The sequence below is a fragment of the Acidothermus cellulolyticus 11B genome, from assembly GCF_000015025.1.
Lineage (GTDB): Bacteria > Actinomycetota > Actinomycetes > Acidothermales > Acidothermaceae > Acidothermus > Acidothermus cellulolyticus.
In genome coordinates this window covers 1343287-1356301 of record NC_008578.1, presented here as the reverse complement: position 1 = coordinate 1356301, position 13015 = coordinate 1343287, and the positions used below count along the sequence as shown (strand labels likewise).

The window sequence follows — 13015 nt, the reverse complement described above, 5'->3', positions numbered from 1 at the left end:
GTCTCGGCGCGGGTCGTCGCGCGTTACAGGGTCGAGGTCAACGTCCGGAAATCCGAATTAGTTGACATAATGTCTCTTATCGGCGCAGTGCGGTTGAGTTTCCTTCGCCGAGATCAAGCAGTTCCGAGGGCTCGGGCGAGCAGCTCACGGATCCGGGTGGCTTCGGCGTCGCCGAGCTGGCGTAACGCGAAGCTCGTGGGCCACATCTGGCCGTCGTCGAGCTGCGCGGCGTCACTGAAACCGAGGGTCGCGTACCGCGCCTTGAACTTGGACGCCGGCTGCAGGAAGCAGAGCACTTTGCCGTCTTTTGCGTACGCCGGCATGCCGTACCAGAGCCGAGGCGTGAGCGTCGGGGCGAATTCGCGGATGAGTTTGTGGAGGTCTTCAGCGATCGCACGGTCGCCCTCCGGCAGCTCGGCTATCTTGGCGAGCACAGCCGCCTCCTGCTCGGCCGGCGTTGCGGTTCCGGCGCGCTCAGCTGCGATTTCCGCCGCGCGTTCCTTCATCGCACGGCGCTCCTCCGCGGTCCACCTGCCGGTCTCCTCGGTCCGTCCTCGTGATCGTGAGCCAGCCACCGCGGACCTCCGTATTCGCCTCGTCGATAGGCGCGAGGCTACCACGCGGCACGGACGGCGCCAGGCCGGCGGACGACGTGGCAAGGGTTCTTCGGGGTAATGTTCCCGTTCCGGGCGCGTCTGGGTTTTCGTCGCCGCGCGAAAGTGAATTTCACGTACTGGCACCGCGCATTCCCCTGTCGGTAATGAGAATTCGCGTTCTGCTGCATCACGCTGTCGAACCACTCCACCGGCGACCGTTATGATCGAGGTGCATGCTCCGACTGGGAGGAGGCCGTGATGAGCAAGGCCACCGTCGCACGAGGTATCGCAAGCTTTGGGTGTATCGGCACGGCACTCGGAGGCATCGCCGGCTCGGTGCATTGGTTGTTTGTCGGGACGGCAGCTGGAGCGGCCGAAGGCGCGCTGGCGGGAATTGTTATCGGCGCGTTGAATGGGGGAATTCTCGGCGCGATCGCGGCACGGACGACGTCGAAGCGGGCGGCACAACTGGGTTCGGGCCTGCTCGCCACGGTCGCGGAACTCCTAGCGGCCGAGTTCTACCGCGGTCCCATTGACGTGCCGGTCGCGGTCGAAGTGGCGCTCGTCCTCGTCGGTATCGTTGCTGCGGTTCTTGTCGGACCCCTCGTCGCTTTTGGCGCGCAGGCACTCCCCGCAAACCGGCTCGTCCAACTGCGGCAGACCGTGAGTCGACCGCCGCGGAGCGTGAGCGACGTCCTCGTCGCGGGACTCGCCGTCGGCGCGGTTCTTGGGGCGATTGCTGGATTTATCGTCGGTGTGCGCACCTACCTGCCGACGTCGCCGTTCGCGGCGGTTGAAGGGGCGATCTTCGGTGCGTTGATCGGCTTGGCGGCAGCCTGCATAACAGTGGGAATCGCTGGTCTGTCCCGACTGCGCGCGCACCGCTGAACGCGCAGCGCCAACGCTCCCTGCCTTAGGGGCAACCGGGTCGACCCTGCGCCGCGACGTCGCTGGCAGCGCCCCAGACGGCGGCTCTTACCCAGCGGCTCTTTAATGCGAGCACTGGTCGGCGTACCATTACCGAACATGCCCGCACGGATCGTCAGTCCGCTCATCGGCGAACCGCTGCCGCTTGACCTTGTCAACACCGCGCGCAGCGCCGCCGGTGAGGCCGGCGATGTGCTGGCCTCGGTGGGTGGATTGGAGGAGTGGCTGCTCGCGGAAGCGGACCGGCTCCCCGTCGTCACGGTCACCGCGCGGACCCTTGACCGCGTCCGGGCGTTACGCGGCCACGTGCAGACCCTGGTTGACGCCGCCCGCTTTGGTGACCGGCTTCCGGCCGATGCCATGCAGGCGGTAAATGAGCTGCTCCGTGCGGCGCCGAGTTTTCCGCAGCTTTCCTGGGACGACGGCGTGCGCGTCGACACTGCGCGTATCGGCTCGCCGGAAGCGCAATTGTTGGCCGCGCTCGCCGAAGCCACGGTGGAGTTTCTCGCCAGTCCCCTTGCCGTTCTGGTACGTGAATGCGCCGCCGCGGACTGCACGCTCCTTTTTGCCGCAACGCATGCGAGGAGACGTTGGTGTTCGGCGAGTATTTGTGGAAATCGCACCCGGGTCGGCCGGTATTACGCGCGGCACCGGCTCAATGACGCCGTGGGATTTTCACGACAGGATTGACGGACGGCGTCTCCCGTTGAACTGCCGGAAAGAATCAGGCGTTGGCACACGTCGTGGGGACGAGCGCCGCTTCAGGCCGTTCGGGTGTCCGCTGCATTCTGCCGGCTAGCGGGACACCGCGTCACGCCGAGCGCGGAATTCCGCTATCTCAGCATGTGTCGGCAGCCCTTCCCAATCTCCGACGGCGGCAACAACGAGTGCCCCGCAGTAATTCGCCAGCGACAGTGCCTCGGACGCCGGCATATCGTCAAGCACACCGGCCAGAAATCCTGCAACGAACGCGTCACCGGCGCCGACAGTGTCAGCAACGGGTACCGGAATGGCCGTGTCGTGGAAAATTTCCCCGTCGACATACGCGACGTAGCCCTGTGCTCCCCGCTTGAGCACCGCCGTACGAGGTCCAAGGTCGCTGAGCGCTCGGACGGCCTCCACCGGATCCGTGGCCGTCACGAGCAGCTCCGCTTCGTGTTCCGACGCAAAGACGACGTCGGCCAGCGCCGTCAACTCGCGCAGCACCGGCCGCGGATCCGCGTCTCGCCAGAGCCGTGTCCGCAGATTGACGTCGAAGCTCACCGTTACGCCCGCGTTCCTCGCGATGTCCACCGCGGTCCGGATCGCAGCGTGTGCCGAGGAGCTGAGTGCTGGCGTGATACCGGTGACGTGCAGGATGCGTGACTGACTGACGACCTCCGCTGGCACGTCTGCTGGTGCGAGGTGAGCTGCCGCACTCCCCTTCCGCAAGTAATGCACCTCGGACGCCGCCGCCGTCCGCTGAATTTTCATCATGAGACCAGTCGGCGCTCCGGGGTCGACCCGGACGTAGTCCACGTTCACCTGCTCCGCACGCAGCTCACGCACGATCAGCGCACCGAGCGGATCGTCACCGACCCGGCTGATCCAGGCGGCCGAATGACCGAGCCGGCGGATGCCGATAGCCACATTGGACTCCGCGCCGCCCAGCCCCAGGCGCATCAACGCACCATTGCGGAGGGGCCCGACCTCGGTCGCGCCGATTAACCCCATGGTCTCCCCGATGGTGCAGAACTCGACAGCCCCCGCCGACGCGGCTGTGGTGGGCACCTCAATTGCCGTCATCCGGACCTCGCGCACCGAGCTGCTGCGAGTGCCTCGGCGGCTCGGCCTTTGAGCGCCGTGAGATCGCCACCGGCGAGTGCGTCGCCGAGGAGACTCCCACCCAATCCGACGGCCACCGCGCCGGCGGCTAGATACGCCGCAACATCGCCAACCGCGATCCCGCCGGTTGGGATCAGCGGAATGTCCGGCAACGGTCCCCGGATGTCCCGCAGATAGCCGGGTCCGCCGGTGGCCGCGGGAAACACCTTCACAGCGGCCGCGCCGGAACGCCATGCGGCCAGGATCTCCGTGGCTGTGAACGCGCCCGGGATCACCGGGACATCCGCAGGTACGGCCGTCATGACCTCCGGCACCAGGCACGGAGCGACTAGGAATCGGGCTCCGGCGTCCAGGGCCGCTCTCGCCTGGTCGGTGTCAAGGACGGTACCGGCGCCGACACATGCCCGGTCTCCGACGGCAGCGACGATGTCGCGAAGCACGCCGAGAGCGTCCGGTATGGTCATCGTGATTTCGACGCAGCGCAGCCCGCCGTCCAAAAGAGCGTCGACCACCGCGCTGAGGCGTCGGACGTCGTTTCCCCGGATGATGGCGATGACCTGTGTCTGACGGATTTGCGGCGGCAGGGTCGGGCGGTTGGTCATCGGCGTCCTGGCGGGTCGGGAGGCGGCAGTCCCCTACCCTACCGGGATCGGGCATGCTGGAAGACACAGCGGTGTTGGAAACGGATCGCGGAGTCGATCCGAAGGAGGCACGATGGCGGAGCGAGCGCTGCGAGGTAGCCGTTTGGGCGCCGTGAGTTACGAGAACGACGAGGGGACTGAGCCGGCGCAGCGTCAGATCGCAAAGTACACCTGTCCCAACGGTCACCAGCTGGAGGTGCCGTTCGCCGCTGATGCTCAGGTCCCTGCGGTCTGGGAGTGCCGGTTCTGCGGGGCGAGCGCGCGGCGAGAGGACACCGGGCCTCCCCCGGCGCCCAAGACGAAACCAGCCCGCAGCCACTGGGACATGCTCCGGGAACGGCGCAGCATCCCCGAGCTGGAGGCTCTGCTGCAGGAGCGCCTCGCCGAACTGCGCAAGAGCCGCGGTACGTCGTCCTGAGCCGGCCAGCCCCGGCGAGCCGGCCAGCCCCGGCGAGCCGGCCAACCCCGGCGCGGCGCGGTGCGACCGGGCCGGCATAGCCCCGGTGGGCCGTCGGAGGCGCGCATACCGGGCGTCGGTGGTTGCGGGCGTCGTCGCGTGAGTCAGCCCCCGACCGAATCGGGGACGGCGGGTCGCGCCGGGGTTGACCGTAGTCCGAGCCGCCGCTGGACACCCCAAACGGTCACCCGCCAGAGCGCCTCAGCGACGATGGCCCGGCTCATCTTGCTGGCACCGTGCTCGCGTTCGACGAACGTGATCGGGACTTCGACGACCCGGAACCCGTGTTCGATGCTGCGGAGGACAAGGTCGACCTGGAAGCAATAGCCCTGCGACCGGACGTCGTCCAACGGAATGGCTCGCAGCACGTTCGCCCGGTAGGCCCGGAAGCCGCCGGTGGCATCACGGACCGGAATGCCCAGAACCGTTCGGGCGTAGGCATTTCCCAGACGGGACAGGGCTTCCCGGGATTTGGGCCAATTCACCACTGCTCCCCCGGGCACCCACCGGGAGCCGAGAGCGACGTCGGCGTCCGTCAGGGCGGCGAGGATTTCCGGCAGGTGCTCCGGACGGTGTGAGCCGTCGGCGTCCATTTCGACGACCACCTGGTAACCGCGGTCCAGCGCCCAACGGAAACCGGCGAGGTACGCGGCACCGAGACCCGCCTTGCCGGGCCGGTGCAGGACGTGAATCCGCGCATCGCGCTCGGCAAGCTCGTCGGCCAGCCTTCCGGTGCCGTCCGGGCTGTTGTCGTCGGCGATCAGGATGTCCGCGCTCGGCACGGCAGCGCGCACCCGGGCCACGACCCCCGGGAGGTTGTCCCGCTCCTGGTAGGTCGGTATGACGACGAGGATTCGGCCGAGATCTGCGATGTCCACGATGCTCCCTCTACTCCCGTTGGCGCAGCCTCTCGGTGACGAGACCGATGAGCACGGCCAGTAGGCCGAGTATGCCGAGCACCCACTCGGGTGCCGCGCCCAGCCGGTCCGCCACGGTGAGTGTTGAGCGTAGCGGCACGGTTTCGTCCAGGACCGCGGGCGTCAACTGGGCGGTCCGGGCGACGACGCGGCCGTCGGGACTGATGACCGCGCTGATCCCGCTCGTGGACGCCACGACGACCGCCCGGCCGTGCTCCACGGCACGCAGCTGGGACATCGCCAGCTGCTGTGCGGGCTCGGCGGTGCGCATGTACGTCGCGTTGTTGGTCTGCACGACGATGAGCTGCCCGCCGCCGACCACGCCGCTGCGTACCGTGTCGTCGAAGGCGATCTCGAAGCAGATCACGTCCGCCAACCGGGCTGCGCCGGTGTCGAGGACGCCGTTCCCATGTCCCGGCAGGAAATTCCACGGCACCAGGTTGACGAGGCTCGTCAGATGCGAGACCAGCCCACGCCACGGGATGTACTCGCCGAACGGCACCAGGTGGCGTTTCGCGTACGACGCCGCAGGACCGGTCCGCGGCTGCCAGACGATGCCCTCGTTGCGCAGGTGATCCGGGCCGGCGTCCACGACCGCTCCGACGAGGAGCGGAACCCCGAGCTCGTCGGCCGCCTGTTGGATCGCCGTCCGGGCGGATGCGGTCTGGAGGGGGTCGACGTCAGAGGCGTTCTCGGGCCAGATGACCAGATTCGGTGCCCTCCACCGACCGTCCTGTACCCCGGTTTCCAGCACCGCGGTTTCCCGCAGATGGTTGTTGAGCACTTGCTGGGCTCGACCCAGGAAGTGCGTGCCGGGATGCGGCACATTGCCCTGAATCACCGCGACCTGCAATCGGGTTCCCTTCGTCGGACGCGGAATCCCGGTGGCGAGAGCGGGAATCGCGGCAGCGACGAGGACGGCGACGATGGCAGACGTCGTCGCTCGGTTCCGGAAGGCGACGAACGCCCAGGCGAGCAGACCGCCGGTGACGGCGACGGCGAAGGAGACGAGTGGCGCACCCCCGAGTGCGGCGAGCCCGGTGAACGGCGTGTCCGGTTGGCTGAACGCGAGCCGTCCCCAGGTGAAGCCGCCCAGCGGCCAGCGGTCCCGGATCAGCTCTTCGGCGACCCACAGGCAGGCGGCCCAGACCGGCCAGCCCGGCAGTCTGCGGATCGACGCCAGTGCTGCGCCCAAGGCGGCGAAGTACCCGGCCTCGGCGACGGCGAGCACCAGCCAGGCGAGCGGCGTGACGGTGGTCAGCCAGCTGAGCAACGGAACGAAGAAGGCAAGACCGGCGATGAACCCGACGCCGGCGGCCCGGCCGATCCGGCGGAGGAGCCGATCGCTGTACGATCTCGGTGCTGTTGATCGCCGAATAGCCAGGGTGAGCACCAGAACGGCGATCGGCGCTGACGGCCAGAACGCGACGGGCGGGAACGCCGTCCAGAGCACGCCGCCAGCGGCGGCGCCAAGGAGCAGCTCAGCGGCGAACCGCTCCCACCGGCGTCGCCCGCCGGCCGGGTGGTGGCGTGCATTCCGGCGCGCAAGAGTGGCCAGTCCGGCGATGACCGGGTCTGGGGCCACCGGCGTCATCCGATCGCGGAAACGTCTGACACATCGGCAAGAGTACGGCCGGTGGCACGGCGAGGGCCGGACGCCCTTCGGACCGGCGGTCTCTCACTGGCCGTCAGAGAATCGCCGTTGTCTACTGGACGTCCGGCCCTTCTGCAGATCGCACCCCCCTCGTCTGGCCCCGGTGCTCGGCTGCCCGGGCCTGGTCTCGGCGCTGGCGCGCCGACCCGGGTTGGTGAGCAGGCACCGTGACGGTGGCCGAACGACATCCGGGCAGTGCTCGGTGGTCGGCTCGTGAACTTACCGCGTCATCTCCCGCTGCTGTCAAGGCCACGCTGACCTGCGAAAACGCGTGTCTTCGCAGGTCAGGAGGGCGCGGCGCGGAGGGCGAAATCGAGGAGCCGGCTGACCGGGTCGCCGCCGACGACAATGACCGCCGCCAGCCGGGTCAGGTAGGGCGCCGCGACGAGCGCCGGACGTCCGCCGGGCACGTCCCGAGAGACGGCGTGCGGCGGCACGCGCGCCGGAGTGGCGGGTGGCGCGGGGGTGGCGGGTGGCGCGGCGACTACCGCGGGCGCGACCGACGTCACCGGTCCAGAGGACGGATGCGAGGTCGGAGGGGGGTTCGCGGGCGCGCCGAGCGGTGCCCGGAAGATCTCTGAGATCCAAAGCGTGCCGGAGCCGTCGGCTGCCACGCCGATACCCACTTGGCGGAACGCCGGGTCCAGGATGTTCGCTCGATGCGGCGCTGAGCTCATGAACATCTGGTGGACGACGACGACCGAGCCGCCCTCGCCGACGTTCTCGCCGATCTTCTGCCAGCAGCAGATCACCGATCCGAGGTTCGGTGTGTGGTACAGGGTGTGCGATGCCGCCATGCGATTGGCTTGCGCCTGCGCCGCCGCGGTCAGGTCGGAACGCACCGCGAGCGGCGGGAGGTTCGCGTTGGCGCGGGCCTGCTCGATCAGGGTGACCAGAGTGCCGGCGCTGTCCGCACGGCTCGTCGCAGCCAGCGGCAGGGCGAGCAATGCGGACGCCGTAGCGGCGGTCAGAGCGAACCGGGCGAGCAGGCGACGGCGCAGCACAGGTGGTCCTCCGCGGAGACGGTGCTGTCGTTACCCTGCCGTAATCCGGCGGGGATGTCCAGTCGGGACGTCGTCCGCCGTGTCGCGGCCCAGCGTCCGGGCGATGACGAGGCGCTGAATCTGGTTCGTCCCCTCGACGATCTGCAGGGCTTTGGCTTCCCGAAAGTACCGCTCCACGGGGTAGTCCTCGACGTACCCGGCACCACCGAAGATCTGGATGGCATCGGTGGTGACGCGCATCGCGGTGTCGCTGCAGATCAGCTTGGCGATCGCCGCATCGCGGGTCACCACCCGACCCGCGTCCAAGCTTCGGGCCGCGGCCAGGTACGTCGCACGCGCCGCTGCCACCGCGGCGGTCATCTCGGCCAGCAGAAAGGCCACCCCCTGGAATTCCCGGATCGGACGGCCGAACTGGTGCCGCTGTGCCGCGTAGTCGACGGCGGCGTCCAACGCCGCCTGGGCGAGGCCCGTGGCGCACGCGGCGATGCCCAGCCGGCCGACGTCCAACGCGGCCAGGGCGATGCGGAGTCCCTCCCCTTCGGCCCCGATCCGCCGGCTTGGCTCGACGACAACGTCGGCGAGATGGAGCTGCGCGGTTGGCGAGGCGCGAAGCCCCATCTTCCGTTCCGGGACGCCGGCCTGGAGGCCGGGTGCGTCCGCGGATACGAGAAAGCAGCTGATGCCGTGGTCACGGTCCGGCGAGGTGCGGGCCATCACGGTGTAGAAATCCGCGTGCCCGCTGTGCGTGATCCACGCCTTCGTCCCGGAGAGGCGGTAGCCCGCCGCGGTGGGTTCAGCCTGGGTGCGCAGCGCGGCGGCGTCCGACCCGGCGTGCGGCTCGGAGAGACAGTACGCGCCGAGCAGCCCGCCGCCGATCATCGCAGGGAGCCATCGGTCGCGCTGTTCGTCGGTGCCGAAGCGGGCAAGCGGGTAGCAGGCGAGGAGGTGGACGCTCACGCCGAGGCCGACCGTGAGCCACGCCCGGCTGAGTTCTTCGAGAATCTGCAGGTATGCGACGGCGGGTTGCTCTCCGCCGCCGTAGCGGGCGGGGTACGGCAATCCGAGCAGCCCAATCCCGCCGAGCAGCCGGAAAATGTCGCGGGGAAAACGGCCGTTTCGTTCATCCTCGGCTGCCCGTGGCCGCAATTCGCGGGCGGCGATGTCGGTGACAACGTGCAGGAGTTCTTCGCTCTCGGGGGACGGCATGTCGCGCACCACACGCACGATCTCAACGCTAGTCGACGCGCAGACCCTGAAGCGGCACATCTACGCTGACGGAATGGTGTCATCACCGTCCACCGCTCCGCCGCGTCCGCCGGTTGGGAAATTATTGGCGGTCGACGCGGCGTCCCTGTATTTCCGCGCTTTTTACGGCGTCCCGGAGCGTTTTGCCGCGCGGGACGGGACGCCGGTCAACGCCGTCCGCGGTCTTCTGGACGCCCTCGTGACGCTCATTCGCTTGTCAGAACCGGAGTTTCTTGCCGTGTGCCTGGATCCGGATTGGCGGCCGGCGTTCCGGGTTGCCGCTCTGCCCGCCTACAAAGCGCATCGAGCGGCGTCGGACGGCTCCGAAATCGTTCCGCCGGAATTGGCGGTGCAGATTCCGCTGATTCCGAAGGTGCTTCAGGCGCTGGGCATTGCCGTCGTCGCGGTTCCCGGCTTCGAAGCCGACGACGCCCTCGCGACGCTTGCCGCCCGGCACCCGGGACCGGTCGATATCGCCACAGGGGACCGTGACCTTTTTCAGGTCGTGGACGATGCCAAGCCGGTCCGCGTTTTGTACGTGCAGCGCGGGGTGCGTGACGCAGAAGTCGTCGACGACGGGTACGTGCGGCACCGGTATGGCGTCCCAGCGTCCAGCTATGCCGATTTCGCAATGCTCCGCGGCGATCCCAGCGACGGGCTGCCCGGCATACCCGGGGTCGGTGAGAAGACGGCGGCCCGGCTGCTGCGAACCTTCGGCAGCGTCGATGCGCTGCTCGCCGCGTGCGCGGCTGGGTCAGCGGACGTCCCGGCCCGGCTGCGGGAGCGCATCAGTTCCGCCGCGTCCTACCTGGCTGCTGCGCACATCGTGGTCACCGTACGCCGGGACGTGCCGATCGATACGGCGCCCGTTCCGGTGAGCGGCGTCCGGCCTGCGGCCGACCTTGGCGCCCTGGCCGATGAGCTTGGCCTCGCCGGCCCGGTGCACCGGCTGCTCAACGCGCTCGGCCACGCGACGGGAGCAGCGCGGTCTCACGCGACCGGCGTGTAGTCGACCACCCCTCGGCGCAGCGACCCGGCCGCCGCCGCCGCAACCGCACGCAGGTCCCCGTCCGCGGCTTGCTCGATCTGGCCGAGAAGATCGACGAGTTGCCGCGTCCAGCGGACGAAATCGCCCGCCGACATGTCCTGTTCGACGAGGATCGTTTCGAGATCGGCGCCGCGGGCCCAGCGGTAGGCGGCGGTCACGAACCGCGGTGACGGTTCGCGGAGGAAGTTCAACCGGTGCCGCTGCTCCACCTCGGTAAGGTCACGCCAGACGTCGATCGTGCGAGCGCACGCCTCGGCGAGCCGGCCCGCGGGCAACCGCACCACCGCCGGTTCATCTTCCCGGGGTTCGTACACCAGGACGGCGACCGCCCCGGCCAGCTCCGCCGGCGTAAGTCCTGACCAGACGCCCCGGCGCAGGCACTCGGCGGCGACCAGGTCAAGCTCGGTGTACAGCCGGGCAAGGCGGCGGCCGTCCTCGGTCACGTCCTCGCCGGCGAGATAGCCGAGGTCGCCGAGGACGTCGCAGACCCGGTCGAAGGTGCGGGCAAGGCTGCCGGTCCGGCCCTCGACCCGGCGGCGCAGCGTCTCAATCTCCCGTTCCAGTTGCCAGGAGCGGTTCGCCCACCGGGCGTGCTCCTCCCGGTCGGTGCAGCCGTGGCAGGGGTGGCGGCGCAGCGCAGCCCGCAAGTCCGCGATGCGCTCCTCGTAGCCCGTCGCGGTCCGGCGCTCCCGATGGGCTGCCAGGACGCCGTCACGCTGCCGCGACCGCAGGCCGGCGGCCAAATCCCGCCGGTCAGCGGCGCTGCGCGGGTTGAAACTCCGCGGAATCCGCAGCCGTCCGACCGGTTCGATCGGGCCGCGTACGTCGACCACGGTGAGCCGTTTGACCCGCCGCTCTTCGGTGAGCACCACCGGCCGGGCTTCTCCCCCGATGAGTCCGGTGTCCAGGACGACGGCGAGCCCGCCGCGGCGTCCCATCGGCAGGGCCACGATGTCCCCGGGGCGGAGCCGGAGCAGGGATTCGGCGGCCGCCGCCCGCCGAAGCTGGGCCGTTTCGCGGCTGGCGGCGGCTTCGACGTCGGACAATTCGCGGCGCAGTGCAGCGTACTCCGCGAAGTCGCCCAGGTGGCACTGCATGGCCCGTTGGTACTCGGCGAGGGTTGCTTCGTTGCGCCGAATCTGGCGGGTCAGGCCGACGACCGCCCGGTCGGCCTGGAACTGGGCGAACGACGCTTCCAGGAGGGCGTGGGCTCGCTCGCGGCCCACCTGGCCGACCAGGTTGACGGCCATGTTGTACGACGGCCGGAAGCTGGACCGCAGCGGGTAGGTACGCCGGGACGCGAGTCCGGCTACCGCGCCAGGGTCGACGTCCTCGGCCCAACAGACCACCGCGTGGCCTTCGACGTCGATGCCCCGCCGTCCGGCTCGGCCGGTGAGCTGCGTGTATTCACCCGGGGTCACCGGGGTGTGCTCCTCACCGTTCCACTTGATCAGGCGTTCCAGGACGACGGTCCGGGCCGGCATGTTGATGCCGAGGGCCAGGGTCTCGGTGGCGAACACAACCTTGACCAGCCCGGCGGCGAAGAGTTCTTCGACGGTCTCCTTGAAGATCGGCAGCATTCCGGCGTGGTGGGCGGCGATCCCGCGGCGCAGCCCTTCGACCCACGTGCCGTATCCGAGCGCGCGCAGGTCGCCGTCGGCGATCCCAGCGACCCGCGCTTCGGCAATTGCCTGAACCTCGTCGGCTTCCTCCGGGCGGTTGAGCCGCAGCCCGCTGCGAAGGCACTCCTCAACGGCCTGGTCGCAACCGTTCCGGCTGAAGATGAAGATGATCGCGGGGAGCAAGCCCTGCGCGTCGAGCCGTTCGACAATCTCCACCCGGCTTGCCGTCGGCCGCCGGCGACCGTGCTGCCTGGAGCGGTGTCGCCGCGTCTCGGCGAGCTGCCGGCGGCGGGCGGCCTCCTGAGTGGCGCGGATCAGGTGCGGGTTGACCCGGCGTTCGCCGTCCACCTCGACGAAAAGGTCGAAGAGCCGGTGACCGACGAGCATGTGCTGCCAGAGCGGCACGGGCCGGTGTTCGTCGACGATGACCTCGGTCGCCCCTCGTACCGTGATCAGCCACTCCCCGAACTCCTCGGCGTTGCTGACAGTCGCGGAGAGCGCAACCAACCGCACCGACTCGGGGAGGTTGATGATGACCTCTTCCCAGACTCCCCCGCGGAATCGGTCGCCGAGGTAGTGCACCTCGTCCATCACCACGTAGCCGAGCCCGGTCAGGGTTGACGACCCGGCGTAGAGCATGTTGCGCAGCACTTCGGTGGTCATCACGATGATCGGCGCCTCACCGTTGATCGTGTTGTCCCCGGTGAGGAGGCCGACCCGGTCCGGCCCGTGACGACGGACGAAGTCGAGATATTTCTGGTTGGACAGGGCTTTGATCGGCGTGGTGTAGAAGCACTTCACGCCGCCGGCGAGCGCAAGGTGCACGGCAAATTCGCCGACCACGGTCTTTCCCGCGCCGGTCGGCGCTGCGACCAGGACGCTCTTTCCCTCCTCCAACGCCCGGCAGGCCTCCACTTGGAAGGGGTCGAGCGGAAAGTCGTAACCCGCGGCGAATTCCGTGAAACGCGGCGTGGCCGCGCGGCGGCGGGCGGCCGCATACCGCTGCGCCGGGGAGGGGGAGGTGATCTCGCCGATTGTCACACTTCCAGGCTACGGGTGGCAGCAGGCTGGCGGTCGTCG

General features: G+C 69.1%; 12 protein-coding genes. 4 read left to right on the top strand and 8 right to left on the bottom strand.

Annotated features, from left to right (window positions below; translation table 11 throughout):
- Positions 1-113: 113 nt before the first annotated feature.
- Positions 114-506, bottom strand: coding sequence for an iron chaperone (locus tag ACEL_RS06250; RefSeq protein ID WP_202943331.1), 393 nt, complete (start codon positions 504-506; stop codon positions 114-116).
- Between the two features lie 348 nt (positions 507-854).
- Between ACEL_RS06250 and ACEL_RS06245 the strand changes: the two genes are divergently transcribed.
- The gene (locus tag ACEL_RS06245) at positions 855-1484 is read left to right on the top strand and encodes a hypothetical protein (protein ID WP_011720051.1); all 630 of its coding nucleotides are present in this window, start codon (positions 855-857) and stop codon (positions 1482-1484) included.
- Positions 1485-1589: 105 nt separating this feature from the next.
- Complete coding sequence (locus tag ACEL_RS06240) at positions 1590-2213, top strand: CGNR zinc finger domain-containing protein (RefSeq protein WP_011720050.1); 624 nt, start codon at positions 1590-1592, stop codon at positions 2211-2213.
- A 105-nt stretch (positions 2214-2318) separates the two neighbouring features.
- Here the strand turns inward: ACEL_RS06240 and ACEL_RS06235 are convergent, their stop codons facing one another.
- Both ACEL_RS06235 and ACEL_RS06230 read right to left on the bottom strand, forming a co-directional pair.
- Complete coding sequence (locus ACEL_RS06235; protein ID WP_011720049.1) at positions 2319-3308, bottom strand: sugar kinase; 990 nt, start codon at positions 3306-3308, stop codon at positions 2319-2321.
- Positions 3305-3949 (bottom strand): bifunctional 4-hydroxy-2-oxoglutarate aldolase/2-dehydro-3-deoxy-phosphogluconate aldolase, encoded by a 645-nt coding sequence (locus ACEL_RS06230; RefSeq protein WP_011720048.1) that lies wholly within the window; start codon positions 3947-3949, stop codon positions 3305-3307. The genes ACEL_RS06235 and ACEL_RS06230 overlap by 4 nt, the downstream gene beginning before the upstream one ends.
- Before the next feature lie 112 nt (positions 3950-4061).
- On the opposite strand from ACEL_RS06230, the gene ACEL_RS06225 reads away from it, so the two are divergent.
- Positions 4062-4406 carry an RNA polymerase-binding protein RbpA gene (locus tag ACEL_RS06225; RefSeq protein WP_011720047.1) on the top strand — a complete coding sequence of 115 codons (345 nt, stop codon included), beginning with the start codon at positions 4062-4064 and terminating at the stop codon, positions 4404-4406.
- Positions 4407-4549: 143 nt separating this feature from the next.
- Here the strand turns inward: ACEL_RS06225 and ACEL_RS06220 are convergent, their stop codons facing one another.
- The 4 genes from ACEL_RS06220 to ACEL_RS06205 form a co-directional block, all read right to left on the bottom strand.
- Positions 4550-5323, bottom strand: coding sequence for a polyprenol monophosphomannose synthase (locus ACEL_RS06220; protein ID WP_011720046.1), 774 nt, complete (start codon positions 5321-5323; stop codon positions 4550-4552).
- A 10-nt stretch (positions 5324-5333) separates the two neighbouring features.
- The gene (lnt, locus tag ACEL_RS06215; protein ID WP_169303195.1) at positions 5334-6947 is read right to left on the bottom strand and encodes an apolipoprotein N-acyltransferase; all 1614 of its coding nucleotides are present in this window, start codon (positions 6945-6947) and stop codon (positions 5334-5336) included.
- Positions 6948-7300: 353 nt separating this feature from the next.
- Positions 7301-8020 carry a CAP domain-containing protein gene (locus ACEL_RS06210; RefSeq protein ID WP_011720044.1) on the bottom strand — a complete coding sequence of 240 codons (720 nt, stop codon included), beginning with the start codon at positions 8018-8020 and terminating at the stop codon, positions 7301-7303.
- Between the two features lie 30 nt (positions 8021-8050).
- Positions 8051-9226, bottom strand: coding sequence for an acyl-CoA dehydrogenase family protein (locus tag ACEL_RS06205; protein WP_011720043.1), 1176 nt, complete (start codon positions 9224-9226; stop codon positions 8051-8053).
- 73 nt (positions 9227-9299) lie between these two features.
- Between ACEL_RS06205 and ACEL_RS06200 the strand changes: the two genes are divergently transcribed.
- Entirely contained in the window at positions 9300-10274 is a 975-nt protein-coding gene (locus ACEL_RS06200) for a 5'-3' exonuclease (protein ID WP_011720042.1), read from the top strand.
- Here ACEL_RS06200 and ACEL_RS06195 read toward each other — a convergent pair.
- Complete coding sequence (locus tag ACEL_RS06195; RefSeq protein ID WP_011720041.1) at positions 10256-12976, bottom strand: DEAD/DEAH box helicase; 2721 nt, start codon at positions 12974-12976, stop codon at positions 10256-10258. The genes ACEL_RS06200 and ACEL_RS06195 overlap by 19 nt on opposite strands.
- Positions 12977-13015 lie beyond the last annotated feature (39 nt).